At 64.7% G+C, this 23,485-nt stretch carries 16 protein-coding genes; 9 read left to right on the forward strand and 7 right to left on the reverse strand.

Annotation, left to right across the window (positions count from 1 at the left end):
• Window positions 1–67: 67 nt before the first annotated feature.
• The 3 genes from IAE39_RS12620 to IAE39_RS12630 are packed head-to-tail and all read right to left on the reverse strand — an operon-like array spanning window position 68 to window position 5,195.
• Window positions 68–2,455: a hybrid sensor histidine kinase/response regulator gene (locus IAE39_RS12620; RefSeq protein WP_201202803.1), complete on the reverse strand. Its 2,388-nt coding sequence runs from the start codon at window positions 2,453–2,455 to the stop codon at window positions 68–70.
• Window positions 2,456–2,468: 13 nt separating this feature from the next.
• Window positions 2,469–2,930 (reverse strand): response regulator, encoded by a 462-nt coding sequence (locus tag IAE39_RS12625; protein ID WP_008096020.1) that lies wholly within the window; start codon window positions 2,928–2,930, stop codon window positions 2,469–2,471.
• A gap of 15 nt (window positions 2,931–2,945) precedes the next feature.
• Window positions 2,946–5,195, reverse strand: coding sequence for an ATP-binding protein (locus tag IAE39_RS12630; RefSeq protein ID WP_201202807.1), 2,250 nt, complete (start codon window positions 5,193–5,195; stop codon window positions 2,946–2,948).
• A gap of 266 nt (window positions 5,196–5,461) precedes the next feature.
• Between IAE39_RS12630 and IAE39_RS12635 the strand changes: the two genes are divergently transcribed.
• The 7 genes from IAE39_RS12635 (at window position 5,462) to IAE39_RS12665 (ending at window position 11,948) form a co-directional block, all read left to right on the forward strand.
• Window positions 5,462–5,989 carry a Csu type fimbrial protein gene (locus IAE39_RS12635; RefSeq protein WP_201202808.1) on the forward strand — a complete coding sequence of 176 codons (528 nt, stop codon included), beginning with the start codon at window positions 5,462–5,464 and terminating at the stop codon, window positions 5,987–5,989.
• A gap of 33 nt (window positions 5,990–6,022) precedes the next feature.
• Window positions 6,023–6,559, forward strand: a complete 537-nt coding sequence (locus IAE39_RS12640) for a Csu type fimbrial protein (protein ID WP_201202809.1) — start codon at window positions 6,023–6,025, stop codon at window positions 6,557–6,559.
• Between the two features lie 18 nt (window positions 6,560–6,577).
• Window positions 6,578–7,111 (forward strand): Csu type fimbrial protein, encoded by a 534-nt coding sequence (locus IAE39_RS12645; RefSeq protein WP_201202811.1) that lies wholly within the window; start codon window positions 6,578–6,580, stop codon window positions 7,109–7,111.
• Window positions 7,112–7,114: 3 nt separating this feature from the next.
• Window positions 7,115–7,618: a Csu type fimbrial protein gene (locus tag IAE39_RS12650; protein WP_201202812.1), complete on the forward strand. Its 504-nt coding sequence runs from the start codon at window positions 7,115–7,117 to the stop codon at window positions 7,616–7,618.
• A 182-nt stretch (window positions 7,619–7,800) separates the two neighbouring features.
• The gene (locus IAE39_RS12655; RefSeq protein WP_201202814.1) at window positions 7,801–8,577 is read left to right on the forward strand and encodes a fimbrial biogenesis chaperone; all 777 of its coding nucleotides are present in this window, start codon (window positions 7,801–7,803) and stop codon (window positions 8,575–8,577) included.
• 108 nt (window positions 8,578–8,685) lie between these two features.
• Window positions 8,686–10,983: a fimbria/pilus outer membrane usher protein gene (locus IAE39_RS12660; protein WP_201202850.1), complete on the forward strand. Its 2,298-nt coding sequence runs from the start codon at window positions 8,686–8,688 to the stop codon at window positions 10,981–10,983.
• Entirely contained in the window at window positions 10,980–11,948 is a 969-nt protein-coding gene (locus tag IAE39_RS12665) for a Csu type fimbrial protein (protein ID WP_201202816.1), read from the forward strand. Before IAE39_RS12660 ends, IAE39_RS12665 begins: the two co-directional genes overlap by 4 nt.
• 84 nt (window positions 11,949–12,032) lie before the next feature.
• Here IAE39_RS12665 and IAE39_RS12670 read toward each other — a convergent pair whose 3' ends face one another.
• The gene (locus IAE39_RS12670) at window positions 12,033–13,181 is read right to left on the reverse strand and encodes a M14 family metallopeptidase (RefSeq protein WP_201202817.1); all 1,149 of its coding nucleotides are present in this window, start codon (window positions 13,179–13,181) and stop codon (window positions 12,033–12,035) included.
• 174 nt (window positions 13,182–13,355) lie between these two features.
• Here IAE39_RS12670 and IAE39_RS12675 point away from each other — a divergent pair, with 174 nt between their 5' ends.
• Complete coding sequence (locus IAE39_RS12675) at window positions 13,356–14,315, forward strand: AraC family transcriptional regulator (RefSeq protein WP_236548545.1); 960 nt, start codon at window positions 13,356–13,358, stop codon at window positions 14,313–14,315.
• 330 nt (window positions 14,316–14,645) lie between these two features.
• Here the strand turns inward: IAE39_RS12675 and IAE39_RS12680 are convergent, their stop codons facing one another.
• Complete coding sequence (locus tag IAE39_RS12680; RefSeq protein WP_201202819.1) at window positions 14,646–16,559, reverse strand: tyrosine-protein phosphatase; 1,914 nt, start codon at window positions 16,557–16,559, stop codon at window positions 14,646–14,648.
• A gap of 378 nt (window positions 16,560–16,937) precedes the next feature.
• Here IAE39_RS12680 and IAE39_RS12685 point away from each other — a divergent pair, with 378 nt between their 5' ends.
• Window positions 16,938–21,260: an NEL-type E3 ubiquitin ligase domain-containing protein gene (locus tag IAE39_RS12685; RefSeq protein ID WP_201202820.1), complete on the forward strand. Its 4,323-nt coding sequence runs from the start codon at window positions 16,938–16,940 to the stop codon at window positions 21,258–21,260.
• Between the two features lie 107 nt (window positions 21,261–21,367).
• On the opposite strand, the gene IAE39_RS12690 is transcribed toward IAE39_RS12685, so the two are convergent.
• Together IAE39_RS12690 and IAE39_RS12695 are read right to left on the reverse strand one after the other, a co-directional pair.
• Window positions 21,368–22,141, reverse strand: coding sequence for an AraC family transcriptional regulator (locus IAE39_RS12690; RefSeq protein WP_201202821.1), 774 nt, complete (start codon window positions 22,139–22,141; stop codon window positions 21,368–21,370).
• Between the two features lie 36 nt (window positions 22,142–22,177).
• Window positions 22,178–23,410 (reverse strand): MFS transporter, encoded by a 1,233-nt coding sequence (locus IAE39_RS12695; RefSeq protein WP_201202822.1) that lies wholly within the window; start codon window positions 23,408–23,410, stop codon window positions 22,178–22,180.
• Between the last annotated feature and the right edge of the window lie 75 nt (window positions 23,411–23,485).

Consider the following 23,485-nt stretch of genomic DNA (forward strand, 5'->3'; position numbering starts at 1 on the left):
CCCCCCCCCCCCCCCCCCCCCCCCCCCCCCCCCCCCCCCGCTCCTACAGGGTGCGCGCCATTTCAGTCTATTCAGCAACCCCCAGCATCTCGTTCAGCACCCGCGCCAGCTCATCGGCCTGCACCGGCTTCTGCATCACCAGGCTGCCTGGCAGCTCCAGCCCCTCCAATTCCGCATAGCCGGTGAGGAACAGCACCGGCAAGCGCGGATAGCGCTCGCGCGCCGCCAGCGCCAGTTGCGCACCATTGAATTCTGGCATGGCGAAGTCGGTCAGCAGCAGGTCGATCTCGTCATCCAGCAGTGCCAAAGCCTGCTCGCCGCTGTGTGCCTGACGCACCTGGTAACCATACTGGCGCAGCACATCGCCGAGCATGTCGCGCACCAGGTGGTCATCATCCACCAGCAACACGGTGCGGTTATCGCCGCTTTCGCTGATCGCCTGGCTGAGCCGCGGCGTTGCAGGTTCGTTGAGCATTGCTTCCTTCACTGCCGGCAGGTACACCGCCACCTCGGTGCCGCGCCCCGGCCTGGTGTCGATACGCACGCCACCCCCGGACTGCTTGGCAAAGCCGAACACCTGGGCCAGGCCCAGGCCGGAGCCCTTGCCGATGTCCTTGGTGGTGAAAAACGGCTCGAACACCTTGCCCAGCACCTCTTCACTCATGCCACAGCCGGTATCGCGGATACTCAGCATCACGTATTCGCCAGGGTCCGGGTCTTCCGGGCGTTGCGGGCGAGCATCGATGCGGGTGTTGCGGGTCACCAGGGTCAACTGGCCGCCGTCCGGCATGGCATCGCGGGCATTGATCGCCAGGTTGAGGATGATCATTTCGGTCTGGGTCGGGTCGGTCAATGCCTGCCACAGGCCCGGGTCCAGGTCCAGGCGCACCGAGACGTTGCCGCCCAAGGTCCGGCGTAGCAACTCCTCAAGGCCAGCCAGGGTGCGGTTCAGGTTGAGGGGTACCGGCTCCAGGCGCTGACGGCGCGAAAACGCCAGCAACTGCGAGGTCAGCTTGGCACCGCGCTCGCCTGCTTCGCGGACATGCGTGAGGCGTGTGCGCGCCTTGTCCAGGTCGCCCTTGGCCAGGTCGCGCTCCAGAAAGCTGGCGCCGGTAAGGATCACCGTCAGCAGGTTGTTGAAGTCGTGCGCCACACCGGCGGTCAGCTGGCCTACCGCTTCCAGGCGCTGCATCTGCTGCAATGCCGCCTCGATGCGTTCACGCTCGGCGATCTGCTCGCGCAGGCGGGCGTTGGCTTCGGCCAGGCCCAGCGCGGCTTCGCGCTCGCTGGTGATATCCCGCGCCACCACGTAGAGCAAAGTGTCCTCTGGCACCACGACCCACGACAGCCAGCGCTGCTGGCCGCTGGCGTGCAGGATGCGGCCAACGAAGCGGGCACTGGTGCGGCCGTGGGAGAGGGCGGCCAGTTCAGTCAGCAGCAGTTCCTGGTCGGGCTCGGGCAACAGGTGCAGCAAGGACGACTGGCTCAGGCGCTCGCGGGAGAAGCCCAGGCTGGCTTCCCAGGCAGGGTTCAGCGCAACCGGGGTCAGGTCCTTGTTCAGCACAGCCAGCAAATCCTGCGACAGCTCCCAGGCGCGGTCCCGTTCACGGGTACGGCGCTCGACCCGTTCGCCCAGCATCTCGTTCAGTTGGCGCAGCGCCTGGGTGGCCAGGCGTTGGGTGTGGATGTCCTGCAGTACCCCGGAAAAGCGCACACACTGACCGTCGACGAACTGGCTCTGGCCACTGCTGAGCAACCAGCGCGGTTCCAGACCGTTGGGTTGCGCAATGCGGAACTCCACCCGGTAATGGCCACCGCTCTCGGGGCGCATGGCGGATTCCACCGCATTGCGAACCAGGGGCAGGTCGGCGGGGTAGATGCCGCCAAAAAACACCTCAAGGCTCATCTCGGTGCTGGTAGGCAGGCCGAACAGGGTCTTGCAGCGGTCGTCCCACAGCAACAGGCCCTCTTGCGGGCGCAGGTCCCAGGTGCCCATGCCGGCGGCATCGATGGCAATGCGCGCGCGTGCCTCGACGTTGGCCAGGGCCTCTTCGGCGCGGCGCCGGCGCTGGCGTTCCTGCACTTCGGTAAGCGCCCGGCGCACCGCCTTGGGCAGCAGCGGCAGGTTTTTCTTCAGCACATAGTCGGTCGCACCCAAGCGGATCATTTCCACTGCGTGCTCTTCGCCATAGATGCCGGAGAGGAAGATGAACGGGGTATCCGGTGCCAGGCGCTGGGCGATCGCCAGCACCTCGGTGCCGGACGAGCCCGGCAGCACGCAGTCGCACAGGATCAGGTCGTAGCGAGCTTCGCGCAGGGCATGTTCGACGCCCATATGGTCGAACACCAGCTGCGACTGCACATGCAGCCCGCTGCGTTCCAGGCGCATCAGGGTCAGCTCGGCGTCCATCGAGCTGTCTTCGACCATCAGGAGTTTCAACGGCGTTTGCTGCATCGTTGCGGCGGCCTCAGTTGCTACCGCGACGGTTCAGCCGCAGTGAGCCAGGTGGTGGTTCGTTGAGCACAGCCCAGAATACCCCGAGGTCGGAGATGGCGGCGACGAATTCCTTGAATTCCACAGGCTTGACCACATAGGCATTAACCCCCAGCTCGTAGGCGCGCAGCAGGTCGGGCTCTTCGCGCGAGGAGGTCAGCATCACCGTGGGTATGCTGCGCAGTTCGGCGGTGGCGCGCACTTCCTTGAGCACTTCCAGGCCATCGACCTTGGGCAGCTTCAGGTCAAGCAGCAAGACAGCCGGGTTGCCGTCGTCACGTTCGGCGTAGGCATTGCGGCGCAGCAGGTAATCCAGTGCTTCGGCACCGTCACGCAGCACGATGACTTCGTTGGCCAACTGGCTGCGCTCCAGTGCCAGGAGCGTCAGCTCCAGGTCCCGTGGGTTGTCTTCGACCAGCAGGATGGGTTTGAGCATGGTGATAACGGTACCTCAGGTGGCCGCGGGCTGACGCGGCAGGGTGAAATGGAAACTGGCGCCCCGGTCGATCTGGCCGCTGGCCCAGACCCGGCCGTCATGCCGTTCGATGATGCGGCGCACGCTAGCCAGGCCAATCCCGGTGCCTTCGAATTCTTCCATGCGGTGCAGGCGCTGGAACACACCGAACAGTTTGTTGGCATAGGCCATGTCGAAGCCCACGCCGTTGTCGCTGATGCATATTTCGGTTTCGCCCGGGTGCTGCACGGCGCTGATCTGGATGCGTGCCGGGCTGCGCCCGCGGGTGTACTTGATGGCATTGGCCAGCAGGTTGTGCAAGGCCAGGTTGATGAAGGCCGGGTCGCCGATCACCTTGGGCAGAGCGGCGACGTCCCAGACGATCTCGCGGCCCTCGTAGTCAGGCGCCAGCTCGCTGCGAATGGCCTCGACCAAGGCATTCAGGTCGACGTCCGAGAGGCGCAGGGCCGAGCGGCCCATTTGCGAGAAGTTGAGCAGGTTGTCGACCAGGCTGCCGGCGAAATGTGCGGCTTCCCCGATGTGTTGCAGGAAGCGCCTGCCGCGTTCGCTAAGGCCCTGGCCTTCGATTTCGCCGAGCAGTTCGGTGTAGCCGGCGATATGCCGCAAGGGCGCACGCAAGTCGTGGGACACACTGTACGAGAATGCCTCGAGTTCCTTGTTCGAGCGGCGCAGCTCGTTGGCCAACTGTGCCAGCTCTTCGGCCTTGCGCAGGACGATGCCGAGCACGGCGGTACGCAGCTCTTGCACGCCCTCGACGACCAGCGGGTCCCACGGCTCGCAGTAACCGTGCAACTGTTCCTGCCAGCGCTCGAAACTGTGCCGCGGGGCGAGGTCGCCCTGTGGCCCTGCCTGCTTGCTCGGTTGCCCGGCCCAGTTCACTGTGCGGACCTGCTCGGGGCGGAACCACAGCAGGTAGTGCGAGTGGATCTGCGAAATGGCCACGGCCAGCACGCCGCCGGCATGGCTTGCCAGTTCCGGCAGGTCATCGATGTCGCGGCGCAGGTTGTCGCTGTGGAACACTTGTTCTTCGCCGCGCTGCGCCAGCCAGTGCACCAGCGCCGTCACCTGGGCAGCGGGTGGCGTCTGGCCGATCAGGTCGCAACGTTCAGCCGAGATCACCGCTGCACCTTGCGCGCCAGCGAATGCCAGCAGCACTTCCGGCAGGTCGCGCAGGCCTTCGCTGACACTGTCGTGGTCGGCCATGGACGAGATCATGCGCACGATGTGCTGGCGCAGGTCCAGCAGCTTGCGCGTGCTGGCGTGCGACTCGCGGGACTCGATCTGTAATGACAGCACACTGGCCAGCAGCTCGCAGGCGGTGCGGGTGCGCAGGTCAACTGCGCGAGGCTGTTCGTTATGGCAGGAGACCAGGCCCCACAACTGGCCATCGACCACAATCGACAGTGACATCGAGGCCAGGGTGCCCATGTTACGCATGTATTGCAGGTGAACCGGCGACACGCTGCGCAGCGCTGCAAAGCTCATGTCCAGCGCCTTGCCGGTACGCGGGTTGGCAGCGGGCAGCAGCGGCGAAGGCTGGTAGTTGGCGTTCTCGATCACCCGGATACGGTTGACCCGGTACAGCTCGCGCGCCTGACGCGGGATGTCCGAAGCCGGGAAGCACAGGCCCAGGTAGCTGGGGTAGCCGGGGTCGGCCACTTCGGCCAGCACCTGGCCGTTGCCGTCGGCATCGAAGCGGTAGGCCTTGACCCTGCCGAAGCCGGTAATGCGCTTGAGTTGCACGACCGTCTGCTGCAGCAATTCTTCGAGGCTGCCCGCCAAGTGCAGGGTGCTGACGAAACTGCGCACCAATGGGTAGTAATCGCCTTGCCCGGCCAGGTCCGCTGGCAGGCGCGGGGGTTCGAATTCGGTAATCAGCACCTGGTCGTGACGGTGGGCCAGCACGTGCAGCGGGGCAGTGTGCGGCGCCCCTTGGCGCAAGCACACATCACCGATGTGAAAGGGGAAGACTTCGTCCACGGGTAGCCGTGTGAGGTGCGTGCGCAGGTCGAAAGTGTCACTGACCAGTTCGGTAAAGTGGCAGCCGATCAGTTCCCGCGCAGGTATGCCCAGCCAGCGTTCGACGTTTTCACTGGCCTGCAATACGCGCAGATCGGTTTCGTCCAGCACCAGCAGAAACCCGTGGGGCTGAACGCTGCCCGGGACCTGGATCGGTTCCTGCGCGCAGCGCTCCACAGCCTGGGCAAGCGTGCTGTCTGCAGTCATCAATGAAAACACTCCTGTCATGTCCGTCCATGCATGCCGCATGAGTCTGAGGCAGGGTGATGGCGATACACCCTAACAGAATATCGATCTGGCCACCGGCCTTTGGCCATTGGAGGGCTTTGATGGCTTGGGGGTTCTGCGCCAGGCAGGTTTTTTTTATGCCGCTATCGCTTTGTTGCTAATACCAAAAAACAGTTTGCCACCGGCGCCATGGCAAGACCCCACTGCTACGCTCAAGGTCAGCATAGAGCGATAAGGACAACAAGGTGACGGAGCGTTTTCTGGCCGGGCTGTTGGGCCTGCTGTTGAGTGGCGGTGCAATGGCGGCGGATTTCCTGGTAGAGGTGCGCGTGCTGGTGCAGCGCGGTTGCATGCTGGTCAACCAGACTCGCGACGCGGGTGTCCAGGCCCAAGGGCGAATCGACATGGGCGCGGCCGCGCGCCTGGACGGCCCGGGTGCACCACTGAGCGGTGTACTGCTGAACCAGCGCCCGCCGCGCCTGGAATGCAACCCCGATACCCCTTATCAAGTACGCGTCGACGGCGGCCAGCATGGCGGCGTCGGCGAAGTGCGCTTTCTGGCCAGTGACGACAGCAAGGCCCGGCCCATTCCCTATCGCCTCTACCGTGACGCGGCCTGGCGCGAACCTTTGGCGGTGAATGTGGCGCAGTCGGCCCGGGTGCCGGACAGCGGCTCGGTTGAACTCCCGCTGTATGCGCGTATCGACAAGCTGGCCTGGGTACCGAACGCCGGCCTGTACGCCGACCTGCTCAAAGTCACGGTCACCTGGTAGGAGCGAGGCTGCCATGCACAAGGACGCGATGCCATGAACCGTACTTCGATCCTGTTGCTTACCCTTGGCCCGCTGCTGGTCCCTGGCGGTGCGGCGCATGGCACGACCACCGGGTTCATCCAGGCACGGCTGGTGATCAGCGCCGCCTGCCAGATCAGCAGCAACGAGACGCAGCCGGCAACCCTGGGTAACCCCGGGTTACTGGATTTCGGCGAGCGCGGCCCGAACTGGGACCAGCCACTGCGCAGCCGGGTAGATGAAGCGGGCGGCGAGGGCAGCCTGCAGATCAGTTGCACACCAGAGGTACGCGCTTTCAACGTGCGCATCAACGGCGGCATGAATGGCGACGACGGCATTCGCCGCCTCAGCAATGGCAACCAGCTGATCCCTTACCAACTGGCGGTCGACCCGGGTGGCAACAGCCGCTACGGCATCGGCCAGGCGCGTGCCTTCACCATCAGCAGCACCCAGCAGATACCGATCCCCATCTACGGCGTGGTAGTGGCGCAACCGCGCGCGCTGCCGGCCGGGCTGTACCGCGACACCCTCAGGGTGACCCTGGACTGGTAACAACGCAAGGAGACTCCGATGCGAACGAACCTCTCACGCTGCATCCTCGCCGGTCTGGGTATGGCCCTGGCCGCCCAGGCCCAGGCCGCCACGGTGACCGGGACCATCAGCTCGACGCTGACCCTGACCGCGGCTTGCCAGGTCAATGGCACTTCGGGTACCTCGGGGCTGAACTTCGGTTCCCTCAACTTCGGTACCCAGGATGCCTTGTTCACCACCGCCAACGCGCAGGTGCTGGGCGGCAGCGGAGGGGCAATGAGCATCCTCTGTTCGGCGGGCACGGTACCGGCAATCCGTGTGCGTGCGGGCACCCACGACGGCCAGTCGACTGGCGGTACCCGCGCACTGGCGGATGGTGCAGGCAACTTCGTGCCGTACGACTTCTACACCGACGCCGGGCGCACGACCTTGCTGGCCATCGACGGCACCATCACCTTGCCGACCAGTACCGGTGTGGCGCAAACCGTCAACCTGTACGGCCAGGCGCGCGGCAAGGCAGGGCTACCGGCCGGGGTGTACACCGACACGGTGGCAGTCGAGTTGTCGTTCTGAGCCATGCGTGGCTGGCTGGCGGGTGGCCTGAGCGGTATCGGCGTGCTGCTGGCCGCACCCCTGGATGCGGCAACCACCAGCACCTTCACGGTGAATGCGCAGATCGTTGCCGGTTGCCTGGTAGTGGGCGGCGTCACCAACTACGGGGTGCTGAACTATGGCACCCAGTCGGCGTTGTCCACCGGCATCCTCAGCACCTCGCTGGGCGGCACCACGGTGACCTTCCAGTGCACCCCGGGCGTGGCCCTGAGCATGAGCCTGGACGGCGGACAGAACAGCGCCAGTGGTACGCGCAACCTGAAGAACACCAGCGGCACGCAAGTGCTGGCGTACCAGTTGTACCAGGATGCGGCTTACAGCCAGAGCCTGGGGATAGGGCAGAGCGTGACCGTGAGCTATACCGATGCCACGGCCATCAAGCTGCCGGTGTACGGGCGGGTTCAGTTGACCGGCAAGCTGCCGGCAGGGACTTACACCGATGTCGTGCAAGTGACGGTGACCTGGTGATCGCCAGTGCCACCAATGACGAGTGTCTAGGCTCTGTACGAAAAGTCTTGAGACGCAGGGCAGGCAAGGCGAAAACAGCCGAGGAAGCGGAGTGTACTGGAGTACATGAGCATTCCGAGGCTGTTTTCAACGCAGCATGGACAAGTATCAAGGCTTTTCGTACAGAGCCTAAGGAGAGCTTCATGGGGGCAGGCGCTAAGTGGGCGCGTGGATTGACCGGATTGTTGTGGCTGGCAAGCCTGCCGGCCGGGGCGGCCACCTCGGTGCTGATCTGGCCGATCGACCCGGTGCTGGAAGCCGACCAGAAGGCCGGTGCATTGTGGCTGGAAAACCGCGGCACGGACCCCGCCAACCTGCAGGTGCGGGTATTCGCCTGGCGCCAGGGTGATTACCAGGAGCAGTTCCAGGCCCAGCGCGAGATCATTGGCAGCCCGCCAGTGGCCAACATCGCCCCCGGGCAAAAGCAGTTGATCCGCCTGACCCGCACCGGTTCGTCACCCGCCGGCCAGGAGCAGGCCTACCGCATCATCATCGACGAGATCCCCCCTGCCATCCCGGTCGACAAGGCCGGCCCCGGCACCACGGCCGCCATCCGCCTGCAGATGCGCTACTCAGTGCCGCTGTTTGTCTATGGCGAAGGCCTGTGGGGCAAGGCGGACCCCGAGGGCAAGCGCAATGCCGAAGGCGTAGGCAAGCCACAGCTCAGCTGGCGCCCGGTGATGGTGCAGGGCAAGCCCTACGTGGAGCTGCGCAACACCGGCCCGGTGCACGCACGCCTGACCGACGTGGTGGTGCAGCAGGGCGGCCAGAGCAAACCGCTGGTCGAGGGCCTGCTGGGCTATGTGCTACCGGGTGCCAGCATGCGCTGGCCAGCGCCGATGGCGCCGAGCGCCGGCAGTGTGCTGAAGGGCCGGGTGAACGGCCAAGGCGCGGCGGATGCCATCCGCCAGGGGCAATGAGCGAACGATTGAATGCAGCGCAGGGGCCAGGGAGGACCCGGCAATGGTTGGATACCGTGTGTGAAATGGCTATCGGCGACGACGCGCCGCTGGTGCCTGGGGCTGGCCATGCTTGGCCCCGGGCTGGCGCTGGCCGACGACCTGCCCCCGCCGCCCACGGAGATGTCCGCCATCGCCGACGCCACCCTGTACCTCGACCTGATGGTGAACCAGATGCCCAAGGCTGAGCTGGTGCCGGTGCAGCAGCGGGCGGGCCGGCTGTACCTGGACAGCGCGGTATTGCGCGCCGCCGGGGTGACACTGCCGGGCGACCCCCAGGGTGAGATCGCCCTGGAAGCGGTCAGCGGGCTGCACACCGACTATGACAGCCAGAACCAGCGCCTGCTGTTGCAGGTACCGCCCGCCTGGTTGCCGGACCAGCAGGTGGGTGACCGCAACCTGTACCCGCCCAGCGATGCGCGCAGCAGCTTCGGGGCGTTGTTCAACTACGACCTGTACCTGAACGACACCGATGACGCCGGCACCTACCTGGCAGCCTGGAACGAGCTGCGCCTGTTCGACAGCTGGGGCACCTTTTCCAGCACCGGGCAATGGCGCCAGTCGTTCAATGGGGCGCAGGCCGACGACATGCGCCAGGGTTTTCTGCGTTACGACACCACCTGGCGCTTTACCGACGAGCAGCGCCTGCTGACCTATGAAGCCGGTGACCTGGTGACCGGCGCCTTGCCCTGGACCAGTTCGGTGCGGGTCGGCGGCCTGCAACTGTCTCGCGACTTCGCTGCGCGGCCTGACCTGGTCACGTATCCATTGCCGGCGTTTGCCGGAGAGGCGGCAGTGCCGACCTCGCTCGACCTGTTCATCAATGGCTACAAGTCCAGCACCACCGAGCTGCAACCCGGCCCATACACCCTCACCAACGTGCCCTTCATCAATGGTGCAGGTGAGGCGGTGGTGGTCACCACCGATGCCCTTGGCCGGCAGGTGTCGACCACCTTGCCGTTCTACGTCACCAGCAGCCTCTTGCAGAAAGGCCTGTCGGATTATTCGGTAGCGGCCGGTAGCCTGCGCCGCGATTACGGCGTGCGCGACTTCGGCTACGGGCCAGGTGTTGCCTCGGCTAACCTGCGTTACGGGGTGAGCGATGCGTTCACCCTGGAAACCCATGCCGAAACCGCTGAGTCGCTGATGCTTGGCGGCCTGGGTGGCAACATGCGTTTGGGCAACTTCGGCGTATTCAACGCTGCCATTGCGCAAAGCCGGTTCGACGGCGACAAGGGCCACCAGGTCGCCCTTGGCTACCAGTACAACAGCCAGCGCATCGGCTTCAGCTACCAGCGCCTGCAACGCCACGGCGAGTATGCCGACCTGACCCGGGTCGATACCCCGGACATGCAACTGAGCAAAAGCAGCGAGCAGGTCACCTTCAGCCTCAACCTGAATGAATACGGCAATATCGGCGCTGGCTACTTTGACGTGCGCGCAGGTGACGGCACCCGCACCCGGCTGATCAACCTGAGCTACAGCCGGCCGCTGTGGGGTGGCAGCAGCGTGTACCTGTCGGCTAACCGCGAAGTCGGCGACAGCCAGTGGGCGGTGCAGGCGCAACTGGTGATCCCGTTCGACACCCACGGCACCCTGGCCGTGGGCATGGAGCGCAACCAGGAAGGCGAGAGCCTGCAGCGGGTCAACTACAGCCGTGCAGTGCCGGTGGGGACCGGGGTCGGTTACAACCTGGGCTACGCCACCGGTAGCGACCGCGATGCCTATCGCCAGGCCGACGTCACCTGGCGTTTGCAGTCGGTGCAGTTGCAAGCGGGCGTGTATGGCAGCAGTGGCGAGATGACCCGTTGGGCTGACGCCAGCGGGTCGCTGGTGTGGATGGACGCCGGCCTGTTCGCCGCCAACCGCATTGACGATGCCTTCGTGGTGGTGAGCACCGATGGTTACGCTGACGTGCCGGTGCGCTACGAGAACCAGGAAGTTGGCCGCACCGATGCCGGTGGCCACCTGTTGGTGCCTTATAGCAGCGGTTACTACCGCGGCAAGTACGAAATCGACCCGATGGAACTGCCCCCCGATGTGCTGGCGCCGAATGTGGAGCAGCGCGTGGCCGTGCGCCGGGGCAGTGGCTACCTGCTGGAGTTCCCGCTCAAGCGCGTGCTGGCGGCCAGCATCGAACTGGTGGACGCCAACCAGCAGCCGCTCAAGCTGGGCAGCCGCGTCACCCATGAGCAAACCGGCAGCCAGGCAGTGGTCGGTTGGGATGGCCTGGTGTACCTGGAAAACCTCTCGCCGCAAAACCGCCTGCAGGTGGAAATCGAGGGCGGCGGGCATTGCCAGGTGGCCTTCGACCTGCCCGAGGCCGAAGGTACGGTCCCCCTGATCGGCCCACTGGTATGCAAATGAAGGCCGCCTTGCGCGTATTGTCGGCTTGCGCCTTGTTGCTGTGTGCGGGCTCTGCCTGGGCCAAGTGCGCAGTGGTGGCAACGGTGCCGGTACTATTCGGCTCCCTCAATTCGACCCAGGTGCGCTCCACCGTACAGACAGCCTCCACCACCAATGGGGGCTTGCAGTGCAACGGTACGGTGCTGAGCGTGCTCAGCACCACCGACTCGTTCAAGCTGACCGTGTTGCCGGCAACCGGGGGGTTGAAGGGGCCAACCGGTGATGTCATCCCCTATACACTTTACGCGGATGCCTCCACCACCTACCCGATTACCCGCAATGTCGCCTTCGAGTTTGGCCGCACCGGTATTCTTGATTTGCTCGGGCTGCTCGGCGGCACGCCGAAGGCAGTGCCACTTTATATTCGTACGCAGGTCGGCAGTAACGTCGCTGCCGGGCTGTACCAGGAAACCCTCAGCCTGGGCTGGGCGTGGAACTACTGTGAAGGGATTGCCATCGGCGGGTTGTGCATCGGGCGTGACACTGGCTCGGGTTCACAAACGCTCACGGTAAGCCTGACCGTGACCAACGACTGCCAGATCACCACGCCCAACATCAGTTTTGGTAGTGCCCCGGTAGTGGCAGGTTTTGCTACGGTGAACCAGAGCCTGAGCGTGTCGTGCACCAAGGGCAGCAACTACACTGTGGGGCTGGATGACGGCCTGAACGTGGCTAGCGGGCGGCGGCGGATGAAGTCGACGGCCAACAACTACCTGGCCTACGACATTTTCAAAAGTGCCGGGACTGTACGCTGGGGTTCGTCAGGGGCGGGGCGGCGTGCCAGCAGCGATGCCGATGTGAACCCCGGGGCGGGCACCGGTACCGGCAGCCAGGTGTTCAACTACAACGCCAAGGTTTACACCGACCAGGCCACGCCGCCGGCGGCGAGTTATACCGACAGTGTGATTCTGGATGTGCAGTTTTGACGCCACGCGCTCCGCATACCCTGAGGGAGCGGCTTCAGCCGCGAAGAATCCAACGCGGTGCCAGGCATTGTGTGTGGCTGGCGTTCAGCGCAAGTCACCCACCATCTTCGCCAAGGTCTCCAGCACCGCCCCGGCCAATGCCTTGGAGCGTGCCCCCGACCATCCGGTTACTGCATTCGGTGCGTCGTCATGGTCCTTGAACGGCATCTCCAGCGTCAGCGACAGGCAGTCATGTGCCATGCCCACCGCATTGCAGGCCAGCGTCGTGTTCGCTTGTCCAGGCTCATCACGGGTATAGCCATGCACCGTCTGGAAGTCGCGGGTCACGCTGCACAGGGTGCTGCGAAACTGTTCTTCGAGCTTGGCCAGCCGCGGCGTATAGCCCGGGTTGCCTTCGCACGCGGCGGTGAACACATGGGGGATTTCTTCGTCGCCATGCACGTCGATGAACGCATCCACCCCGTACTGCTTCATCTGCGCCTGGGCAAAGAACACTTCCGGGCTGAGCTCGACGCTGGCGTCCTGCCAGGCGCGGTTGAGGTCCTTGCCCTTGAAGTTGGTGCGCAGGTGGCCAAGGAAGGCGCCGTCGGGGTTCATGTTGGGGATCAGGTACAGGTCGGCCTTGGCCAGCAATTGCTGGATCACCGCGTCGTTGGCCTGCAGGCAGTCGATCACGCCCTCCATGAACCATTCGGCCATGTGCTCGCCGGGGTGCTGCTGGGCAATCAGCCACAGCTTGCGCTTGCCAGCGGCGCCGTCGCCGGCGCGTAGCAGGGGAATGTCGCGGCCCTGTACGCTGCGGCCGCTGGCCAGCAGTTCGACGCCTGGCAGCTGCAGGGCACGCTCGATCAGTTGGTTATGGCGCGCGCGCGGGTAAGGCTCGAAGTAGGCGAACCAGACCTGCGGGTGTTCGGCTTGCAGCTCGAACGACAGCGCGGTGCCGTCGAACTGGCTGGGCACGCGGAACCAGTTTTGCTGGTCATAGCTGGCCACGGCGTTGTAGCCGCTCCAGGCGTTCTTGTACGAGGAGCCGGCGGCATTGTCGAGGCTGAAGCGGTGGACCTGGCCCGGCGTCAGCCCACTGACCTTGAAATGGAACCACTGGTAGTGGCCGCTGTGGGTGTCCGGGCGGATGGCCAGGCGTACCTGGGCCGGGTTGCTGGCATCCACCACCTGGATGTTGCCGGAGTCGAAATCGCAGTCGATCTGCAGGGGGGACAGCGTCACGGTCATGGGCCGGGCTCCTTTGCGGGCGTTGTTGTAGGGTTACTGTACACGGCTTGGCTGGGCTGCGGCGCAACTACCGGTTTGCGCTGGCTGGGCCAGCTACCCTTTAACGCAGCTGTCATGCAGCTGTGGCAGCATCCGGGTCCCCCTTCGCACAGGCGTCTCACGGTGCTCTCCGGCATGACCCGCAAGCCCTTCATCCTTCGTTCCAATGACATGCGCAGCGATGATTTCGGTGCCCTGTTCACCCAGATGTTCGGCAGCCTGTATGCCGACATGCCGCCGCTGGGCGAGGGCATCAGCATTGCCGGCGTGTATGGGCGCTTTGACGGCATGAGTGTGCGGCGTATGCAGTATGGCGGGGACTTCAGCATTACCCTGCCGACGCCGCAGGACGAAATCACCTTTGTGTTGCCGACTGCGGGCAAGATCATTTTTGATCACCGTGGCGAATCGATTGGCGGTGCCCAGGTGGGGCTGGCCGTCGACAAGCGCGATATCCGTACGGTACGGTTTGCCGAGAACCATGCCCAGTGCGGCATGTCGATCCGCCGCGGGCTGTTTGCCGAGCGCCTGTCGCTGTTGTTGGGCAGGGCGCTGGTGCAACCGGTGCATTTTGCGCCGGTGGTGGATTTGGCGGCGCCGGCGTTCCAGGGCATACGTGCGTTGCTGGAAATGGCCACTGGCCCGCAGTTCGACCCGTTGATCAGTAGCGGTGTGCTGATGCCGGCGCGCCTGCAGGAAATGCTGGTGGACGCGGTGCTGGAGGCCTGGCCGCACAACTACAGCGAGGCGCTGCGCAACCCGGCGCCGGCGCTGGCCCCACGCCATGTGAAGCTGGCGATGGCCTACCTGCACGAGCATCCGGCGCGCCTGGTCAGTAGCACCGAGTTGGCGGGGTTGGCGAATGTCAGCTTACGGGCCTTGCAGGATGGGTTTCGCCGTTTTGCCGGTACTTCGATCGTTGGCTATCAGCGCCAGGTGCGGCTGGAAAGTGCGCGCCAGGTATTGCTGCGCGGGGAGGGCGGGTCGGTGGCCGAAGTGGCCTTGCGGCATGGGTTCAGCAATGCCGGGCGGTTTGCCCAGTACTTCCAGCAGGCGTTTGGAATAAGCCCGGCTGACATGCGGCGTGGCGGTTAGCGTGTTGCATGGCACCGGCTTTGCCGGTGTTCGCGGGTGAACCCGCTCCCACAGACGAGTGCGCTGCCTGTGAGTATAGCGCTTGACTATGGGAGCCACAGGTAGTGCGCTGCCTGTGAGTACAGCGCTTGACTATGGGAGCCACAGGTAGTGCGCTGCCTGTGAGTACAGCGCTTGACTATGGGAGCCACAGGTAGTGCGCTGCCTGCGAGTACAGCGCTTGACCTATGGGAGCCACAGGTAGTGCGCTGCCTGTGAGTACAGCACTTGACCTGTGGGAGCGGGTTCACCCGCGAACACCGGCAAAGCCGGTGCCAGGCGATAACAGAATCAGAACGCGTAACTGGCCTTGAGGCTGCCACTCACCCCATGGCTGTCACCGCCCCCCATCGCAGCCACTTCGCCACCCACACTCAGTGCCCCCAGGTTGGCCATCAGGTTAACCCCGCCAACGAACTGGTCGCGGTTGTCGAACGCCGCCCGCTGGTCGATATCCAGCCCCAGCAGATGCCCCTGGCTGTCAACCTGATGATCGCCCAGCGCATGCTCGTAACCCACTTCAATGCCCGGTACCAGCTGCCAGCTGCCAACGGGAATGGCCGTGAAAGACGCCTTCAGGTTGGCCACTGCGCTACGGCGAGTCGCTTTCAGGTCGTCCACTTGCAGGGCCAGCTCGCTGCCTTTTTCGGTAAAGCCGTTCAGGTCGACGCGGCTGGCCCGCACGCCAAGGCTCGGCTCCAGCACCACGCTGTCGCTCGGCAGGCGGTAACCCAGCGCCAGGCTGGCGCCGGCAAGGGTACCGTGGCTGTCGCCCTTGGCCGTGCCCAGGCCGCCGCCCAGTTCGCGCTTGCTGGAATAGTCGAGCCAGCCACCGCTGACATTGGCATCGATGAATACCCCCCGTTCCAGGCTGTCAGGCGCAAAGCGTGCACCCAGGCTGAGGAAGGTCAGGTCGGTATCGGCCTCGCCACCGGCAGCGCCGACATTGCCACGGTTGTAGCCAAAGCCCGCATGGCCACTGAGCTGCTCGGAAAAGCGCTGGGTCACGCCTACCATCAACCCTTGGCTATGCTCGTTGCTGCTGGCTGCGTGTGCTGAGCCGTCAGTGCCCAGGTAACCGGCCAGCGCCGTGCTCCACAGGCGTGCCTGGCCAACCTTGAGGCCGCTGCCGTCGGCAAACGGCGACGCCGCGCGCTCGATCGTGGCGCCCTGTCGCAGCAGGTAGCTGGCCGCATCGGCGTGCACCTGGCCGCCCACGGTCGACTCCACGCCACCCAGGCTGCCGGCGTCGATGGCCGATTGCAGGTAATAGTTGTACGCGCTGTAGGTACCAGACAGTGGCGTGTCCTGCAGTTCGCGCAGCAGCTGTGCGCCGGCCGCAGCATTGCCCAGCAGGCCAGCCTCACCCGGCAGGGCGCCATAGCGGACCATCTTGCCGCGTAGCACGTACAGCGTTTCCTGGCTCAGCCCCAGGCCTTGCTTGAGGTAGTTGTCCATGCTGCCGTACTCGGCCGTGACTTCATCCAGGCCGGCCTGCAGGTAGCTGGCCTCGACCCCGAGCAACGGCGCGTAGATGGCGGCCATGCTCGCCGGCATCGCCGCCAGGGTGGCGGCCACACGGGCGGCGGTGTAGTCATTGGTGGCCAGGTAGTTGCTCATGATGGTGGCTTCGTCCACCCCGGCGATGCTCAGCAGCACAGCCGCCGTCCAGCCCGTGCGGTCCTTGCCGGCGGTGCAGTGGAACAACGCGGCACCGTCGGCGGCGGCCAGTTCGTTGAACAGCACGGCAAACTGGCCGCGCATGCCGGCATCGCTGACAAAGGCGCGGTTGGTCTCCTGCATCATGGCCCGCGCCTGGTCGGCGCTGCTGAAGGCAATGTTGGTGATGTTCGAGCCGGATGTGGTGCTGCCGATGATGTCGATACTGGTGTAGCTGGCACCGTCGGGCAGGGTATCAGGCGTGCTGGCGATTTCGCTTGGAGTACGCAGGTCGTACACATCGCTGATGCCCAGGCCGTTGAGGACGGACAGGTCGGCGGCAGTGGGGGTAAGGGCGTTGGCGCGGTAGAACACCCCGGCGCGCATCGTGCCATCGTGCGTGGTGGCGTAGGCACTGGTGGTGCCGGCGATGTCGCGGAAATTGTCCATGCCGGCCAGGCGCGGCGTATCCAGCGCTTCGGCGGCTTGGGCGGCGGAAATGGCAAGGGCGAGCAGGGACAGGGAGCAGAGCACACGTTGCAGCACGGATCAGGCCTCGGGTGGTTGGTTGAGACGGGCTACTGTCCGGGGGCAAGATGAAACTGAATGTTACAAGTTTCGCGGGTGGGTAAAAGGCTGCGTGATCTGTCCTGGCTATGCGTTTTTTGTCTGGTCCCTTGGGGCTGCTGCGCAGCCCTATCGCGACACAAGGCCGCTCCCACACAGCCTGCATCGCCTTCAAGGCAGGCACAGAACCTGTAGGAGCGGCCTTGTGTCGCGATAGGGGCGCAAAGCGCCCCCATGCGGTAGTTCAGGCCGTCACAACTACCTTGCCCTCAGCGCCTTTGGCATGTAGGCATAACTACCACCTCAGCCGTGACCGACAGGTTGAGATGGGGCCTTTCCAATCAGGAGAGGCCCTGCATGCCAACCCCGACATATCCCGATGCCTCCATCGATACCCTGATCGCCAGCCGGCTGCCCCGGTGGCTGACGCAGGCCCCAGCACCGCGTCTGCTTGAATTGCATGACTGTTTGCGTGACCAGCAGGCTGTGCAGCAACGTTTGAAGAAGTTGTTTGGCAACCTCGTGCCGTTGGATGAGTTCGCTGCCCCTCTGCTTGAGAACATGCTCTCCGAGCAGCTCGCGCGCTCAGTGGATGTTCGCAAGGCAGCGCTGCAGATGCATTGGATCGAACATTATCCCGGCGCTCGGCCAGAGGCGCCGGGAGGTGTTCGCAAGCGGACTTTGCAGCACAGCTTGCTGGCTGCCGCGCTGCATAACTTCAGTGATGGCGAAGCCAGGTCATTGGGGCTGTTGGACCCATCGAAGCTGTTGGATGCCCAGGGTAAAACCTTGCCCATGGCAGCCAGGGCCTTTGCCGAGCACTGCCGCAAGCTCGATCTTGGTGGGCAATACCTGGCCCATCTCAGGCAGCATCTGCTGGCGCCGGGCGTTGCCACACTGCTGGAGCAAGGCCAGCGCCATGCGCTTGAAGCCGCCCTGCGTTTGGCGGCACTGCGCGGCGATATCGATGAAGCAGCGTTGATGCAGTGCTTGGCGGCGATCACCGCTGCGCCGGGCGTGTTAACGCGGACGCGCCCGGCGGCGTTGCGTGTGCTGGGCAAGCGGGTGCGTGGGGCCGTGGCATTCGAGCTGCACCTTCAAGGCCGTGGTGAAGGGCAACTGCAGGGTGTGCTGTGCTGGCTACCCGATGACCCGCACGGTGCGATCAGTTGGCACGTGTCCTGGGCGGCGTTGTTCCTGGCCATAGGTGCGCGTTTTCGTATGCCGGGCTACCCGAAGTATTTTCAGCGTTTTGTCAGCGAGCGTGACCGTGAGCGCTACACGCCGGCACTGGCCCACGCCATGGCGCAGGGCGAGGCGCATACCGCGGTGGTGCTGGACGGGCGTCATGAGGCGATCCACGAGCCGCTGCTCCAGCACTTGCGCCAGGCCCAGCTCGATACCCTGTTCGACGATGCAAAGGTGCTGGCAGTGCCCACGGCCGAGCAGGATAGCAGCGAGCGTGATCGGCGCCTGCACTTCTACGCAAGCCTCGGCCTCGACCTGCTGGGGCTGGCAGGTTTCTATGTGCCAGGGTTAGGTTTGCCGTTGCTGGCGATCGGCGCACTGCAAGTGGTGGATGACGTCTATGAAGGCTACGTCGACTGGCAACTGGGTGATCGCCAAGGCGCGCTGGAGCACGCGTTCAGTGTGGCGGCGAACGTGGCCCAGACCGGGCTGGCGGTGGGCACCGGCGTGGTATCGGAGCGCCTGTTGCGCCGCGCTGACTTTGTCGATGGGCTGGCGCCTGTGCATATCGGCGAAGGCCATTACCGGTTGTTCGACCCGCGCCTGGAAGCGTACGCGCTGAGCAACGACCACACCGCGATCGGCCAGTATGCCAAGGTCGATGGCAAGGCCCGTTTACGCACGCATCAGGCGGCCTATCAGGTAGCGGGTAACCCGCTTGAGGGCGAGTTGCGTATTCAGCACCCTTTGCGTAACGAGGCTTATGCGCCGAAGCTTCGGCACCTGGGCGAGGGGGCCTGGCGCCATGAACTGGACACGCCGCAGGCATGGCAGGGTGTCGAGTTGTTGCGACGCCTGGGCAGTGGCCTGGCCGAGGTGGATGAGCAGGTGGCCCACGATGTGCTGCAGGCTACGGGCTTTGATGATGACCGCCTTCGCCGTTTACACCTGGAGGAGGGGCAGGCCCCGGCCCGCCTGCTCGATGCGTTGCAGCGCCGACAGTTGCACCAGCAATACCCCAGGTTGCAGGGCGCGGCATTTGAACAGCATTTCATCGAAAAGCAGGCTGCGCTGTCACCTGCCGGACAGCTGTTGCGGCGAGACTTCCCGGGGCTGACAGTGCGTGGCACCCAGCAGATCGTACAACAGGCTGACGAGTTGCAAGTCGAACGCATGGTTGAACAGCAACGGGTGCCGTTGGGCCTGGCCGAACAGGCGCGCTGGTTGCTCAGGGACAGCCGCGTGGACCGGGCATGTGCAGGGTTCAACCAGGTTGAGGCTGCCAACGCCGATACCGAGCGCCTGGCATTCGGCCTGCTGGGCCAATGGTTGAACTGGCCAGATACGCTGAGGGTAGAGCTGCGCCAGACCGCATCGGGGGCATTGCCACTGGCGCAGATGGGCGCCCAGGCAGCCACGGAGGTACGTGTGGTTGCCAAGGGGCCGCAGGGTTATCAGGCGCTCGACGGTGCGGGGGCGCCGTTACCGGGTACGAGCAAGCATGACAGCTTGATGCAGGCGTTGTTTCGGCAACTCAGCGAAACGCACCCGGCAGCGCTGGGGGACGCGGGGCAATCGGCCACGCAATTGGCGCACGCGCTGGCACAGCGGGCCTTCACCCAGCGTGATGAACTGCCTGGCTTGCTGGGTATGGCGCCGGCAGCCGGCAGGGTTCGCCCGCCGGCGCGCTTGGGGGATGGTCGGCTGGGTTACCCGCTAAGTGGGCGTGGCGAAAGCAGCACAGAGGCATTGCGCCAAGCGATCAGGCGCTTGTTTCCGAGCTTCACCGACGCCCAGGTGGAGGAGTACATTGCCGCAGCGGCTAGCCAGGGCATGACACCTTGGCAGCGGTACTTTCACCATCAAGACCAGTTGCGCATTCTGGAAAACACCCTGAACAACTGGCGGCGAGAGTCTGCCAGCCCGGTGCAGGCCGTGCGTCGAGCGTGGGTGGCGCGGGTAATCCGGCGGGCCTGGCAACGGCAAAACCGAGATACCCATGGCAACTTGCAACTATTCATTCATGGCTGGCGGATCGGGGCATTGCCGCATTTGCCTGAAGCCGTGGACTTCAGCCACATCACACGCCTGAGCTTGCGCAACCTGAGCCTGCTCGAGATCGAGCCCGGTTTTTTGCAGCGCTTCAGCCGGGCACGTAGCCTGGACTTGCGCGGCAACCTGCTGACAGCCGTGCCCGCCGGCATCGAGCACTTGGTCGAACTGGGCGAGTTGAACCTTTCCGACAACCATATCGCCCTGGACAGCGAGGGCAACCAGCGTATTGCGTCGCTGCCCCGGCTGGTGTCTCTGGGCTTTCACGGTAACAGGCTGGGGCAGGCCCCGGATGTGCGTGTACTGTTCCGCTTGCGTAACCTGAACCTGCGCATGACCGGGTTGCGGGCTATACCGTTGGCGTTGCTCGAGTCGCCGTCACTGGCCGCGATCGACCTGCGCGAAAATGCAATCAATGAGCTGCCCGATGCAGTGCTGCAACTGATTGGCCGCGACCCTGGCCGGGTCTATCTGCATGACAACCCCCTTTCGCCGCATGCTGTCAGGCAACTGCGGGCACTGCTGGAGAGCCGGGCTGCAGCGGTGATGCCGGTGCGGGAGCATGACCAATCATTTGTGGATGAGCGTATGCGCTGGTTGGTAGGGGTGGCACCGGCTTACCAGGCCCACCGCCTGGCGCAGTGGGACCGCCTTGCTGGTGAGGAAGGGGCAGAGGACTTGTTCCGCTTCTTTGCCGACTTCTCCCGCTCAGCGGACTTTCAGCGCCAGCCACATGAAATGTGCCGCCGGGTGTGGTCCATCATCGAGGCGTGTGAAGTGAACAGTGAAGTGCGTGAGGCGGTGTTCATGCAAGCTGCCGGCCCGCGTAGCTGTGCCGACCAGATGCTGTTGATCCTCAGTGCCCTTGAGGTGCGTACTTTGGCCGCGCAGCGTACGGCAGGGCTGGAGGGGGTGTATGCCATGCGTCCGCTGTTGCGTCTGGGGCGCGAGTTGTTCCGCCTGGACCAGGTCGATCGTATTGCCGGCCGGCACATCCAGCGGGTGCGTGCAGTCGACCCCAGTGCGCCCGTTGATGATGTGGAGGTGCACCTGGCCTATCGGGTTGGCCTGGCGAACGCACTCGACCTGCCTGGGCAGCCTTCGGGCATGAACTATGGCTATGCCAGTGGCGTGACCAGTGCCGATCTGGAACTTGCCGAACACGAGGTAAGGAATGCCGAGAGCCGGGATGCGCTAAGCCGCTCGCTGGCGGAGCGTGATTTCTGGCAACGGTACCTGCGTAGCCTGCATGGCGTCTGGTTCGAGGCGACGGGTGCGCCATTCCATGAGCGGCTGGAGCTCATTTTCGAACAGCGCGAGCAGATGACGGACCAAGTGTTTCGCGAAGCGCTCGAGCGTGTGCAGGCCGAGCACTTGGCGGCAGAGCGGGCGTTGTATCTGCAACTGACCCGACAAGCCTATGACCGGCACCCGAGCTGAATGAGTGGCGCGGGATGCCATGTACGCCTGTACCTGCCTCTTCGCGGCTGAAGCTGCTCCCACAATGGCCGCGAGAGGGCTGGCACAGGCCATTCGGTGCTTGCCGGCTAGCTGAAGAACCGGCTCGGTGTCGTACCGAACTGGCGCTTGAACATGCTGGCAAAGGCACTGGGGCTGTCATACCCCAGTGCCCCCGCCACATCGATGATCCGCTCGCCCAGGGCAATGCGCTCCAGCGCCTGCATCAGCCGAGCCTGCTGGCGCCACTGGCCGAAGGTCATGCCGGTTTCTTTGCGGAATAGCCGCTGGATGGTTTTTTCGTCCACCCCCAGGTGCAGGCCCCAGTCGGCTACCGTGGCGTTGTCATCCGGCCGCTCGTGCAACGCCTTACAGATCGCCCGTAGGCGCTTGTCGCTGGGCTGCGACAACTTCAGTGGCAAGGTTGGCAGCACGCAGATTTCATCGAGGATCAGGCGCATCACCCGGGCTTCGCGCGAGTCTTCGGCAAACGGTGCGGTAAAGCCCACGGACGCCTTGATCAGTTCGCTGAGCAGCGGCGAGATACTGATGGCCTTGCTTTGCAGGGGCAAGCCCGCTGCAGCGTCGGTACGCACGAACACACTGCGCATCTTCACATCGCCGACGCAGCGGATCGCATGCACCTGGCCGCAGGGCATCCACACCCCGCGGCTGGGTGGTACCGTCCAGCGTTCGTAGCCGGATTCGACGATCATCAGGCCTTTGATGGCATAGATCAGTTGGTGCTTGGCGTGCTGGTGGGGCTCGATGAACCAGTCGCTGGGGTAGTCGGTCGCACGGCTGCCCACTTCCCAGGTCCACTCATCAACCTCCACCAGCAATTCGCGCTGCGGCTTTACCATTGTGACCCCATCCAGATGCAGCCAGGCAGCGCCACTTTAGCAGCAACGGCTGGGCCTGGCCTGCGAGCGGGTTGCCGGCAGCAACGCCGTGGCCAGCCCGAGCAGCGGCAGGAAGGCGATGGCCTGGTACACCCACTCGATGCCGTGCCGGTCAGCCAGCTCACCCAGCCCGGCGGCACCGATGCCGCTGATGCCGAACATCAGCCCGAACATCACGCCCGAAACCATGCCGACCCGGCCCGGCACCGCCTCCTGGGCATACACCACCAGGGCGGCGAAGGCCGAGGACATCACCAGGCCTATGGCCACCGCCAGTACCGCGGTCCAGGCCAGGTTGGCATGGGGCAGGGCCAGGGCGAACGGCGCAACACCGAGGAACGACACCCAGATCACCGCCTTGCGCCCGATACGATCACCCACCGGGCCACCGGCGAACGTACCCAGCGCCACGGCGGCGAGGAACACGAACAGGTACAGCTGGCTGTGTTGCACGCTGAGGCCGAAATGTTCGATCAGGTAGAAGGTGAAAAAATTGGTGAACGAGGCGATGTAGACGAACTTGGCGAACATCAGCACGGCGATCACCACCATTGCGCGCCACATCGCACTGCGCGACAGCCCGGGGGCCTGCTGGCCGGCAAAGGTCTTGAGCCTGGCCTGGCCGTGGCGCACGCTCCAGCCGGTCACCCGCAGCAGCACCATTACCGCCAGCGCGGCCGCCAGCATGAACCAGGCAATGGCCGGCTGGCCATGCGGGATGACGATGGCGGCAGTGAGTAGCGGGCCGAGGGCCGAGCCGGTATTGCCGCCGACCTGGAAGGTTGACTGGGCGGTGCCGAAGCGCCCGCCAGAGGCCATCCTCGCCACCCGCGAGGCTTCGGGGTGGAAGGTGGCCGAACCGACACCGACCACCGCAGCGGATACCAGCAGCATTTCGTAGCTGCCGGCAAAGGCCAGCAGGGCGATGCCCACCAGCGTTACCAGCATGCCCGCCGGCAGCAGGTACGGTTGCGGGTGCTTGTCGGTGTACATGCCGACCCAAGGCTGCAGCAAGGAAGCGGTCACCTGGTAGACCAGGGCAATCCAGCCGATCTGTGCAAAGCTGAGGGCGAAGTCGCTTTTCAGCATCGGGTAGATCGACGGCAGCACAGCCTGGATCAGGTCGTTGAGCAGGTGGGCAAACGCGGCAGCACCGACAACACGCACGACAAAGCCCTGAGGCTGGTCGGCAGGCGCGGTGGCGGCCACGGAGGCGGTGGAAGTAGTCATGGGCAAGGTTCTTCTGTGGCAAGGGAGCAAGGCATTGTCGCCGCAGGTTAGCCAGTGCCGGTTTGCCTGTCTCAC

This window comes from Pseudomonas sp. S37 (assembly GCF_016658545.1).
Classification (GTDB): Bacteria; Pseudomonadota; Gammaproteobacteria; order Pseudomonadales; family Pseudomonadaceae; genus Aquipseudomonas.

What these genes read in the sequence shown, in the direction of transcription:
- IAE39_RS12620 (WP_201202803.1), bottom strand. Translation starts at nt 2,455, where the DNA reads ATGCAGCAAACGCCGTTGAAACTCCTGATGGTCGAAGACAGCTCGATG.
- IAE39_RS12625 (WP_008096020.1), bottom strand. Translation starts at nt 2,930, where the DNA reads ATGCTCAAACCCATCCTGCTGGTCGAAGACAACCCACGGGACCTGGAG.
- IAE39_RS12630 (WP_201202807.1), bottom strand. Translation starts at nt 5,195, where the DNA reads ATGACTGCAGACAGCACGCTTGCCCAGGCTGTGGAGCGCTGCGCGCAG.
- IAE39_RS12640 (WP_201202809.1), top strand. Translation starts at nt 6,023, where the DNA reads ATGAACCGTACTTCGATCCTGTTGCTTACCCTTGGCCCGCTGCTGGTC.
- IAE39_RS12645 (WP_201202811.1), top strand. Translation starts at nt 6,578, where the DNA reads ATGCGAACGAACCTCTCACGCTGCATCCTCGCCGGTCTGGGTATGGCC.
- IAE39_RS12650 (WP_201202812.1), top strand. Translation starts at nt 7,115, where the DNA reads ATGCGTGGCTGGCTGGCGGGTGGCCTGAGCGGTATCGGCGTGCTGCTG.
- IAE39_RS12655 (WP_201202814.1), top strand. Translation starts at nt 7,801, where the DNA reads ATGGGGGCAGGCGCTAAGTGGGCGCGTGGATTGACCGGATTGTTGTGG.
- IAE39_RS12660 (WP_201202850.1), top strand. Translation starts at nt 8,686, where the DNA reads ATGCTTGGCCCCGGGCTGGCGCTGGCCGACGACCTGCCCCCGCCGCCC.
- IAE39_RS12665 (WP_201202816.1), top strand. Translation starts at nt 10,980, where the DNA reads ATGAAGGCCGCCTTGCGCGTATTGTCGGCTTGCGCCTTGTTGCTGTGT.
- IAE39_RS12670 (WP_201202817.1), bottom strand. Translation starts at nt 13,181, where the DNA reads ATGACCGTGACGCTGTCCCCCCTGCAGATCGACTGCGATTTCGACTCC.
- IAE39_RS12675 (WP_236548545.1), top strand. Translation starts at nt 13,356, where the DNA reads ATGACCCGCAAGCCCTTCATCCTTCGTTCCAATGACATGCGCAGCGAT.
- IAE39_RS12685 (WP_201202820.1), top strand. Translation starts at nt 16,938, where the DNA reads ATGCCAACCCCGACATATCCCGATGCCTCCATCGATACCCTGATCGCC.
- IAE39_RS12690 (WP_201202821.1), bottom strand. Translation starts at nt 22,141, where the DNA reads ATGGTAAAGCCGCAGCGCGAATTGCTGGTGGAGGTTGATGAGTGGACC.
- IAE39_RS12695 (WP_201202822.1), bottom strand. Translation starts at nt 23,410, where the DNA reads ATGACTACTTCCACCGCCTCCGTGGCCGCCACCGCGCCTGCCGACCAG.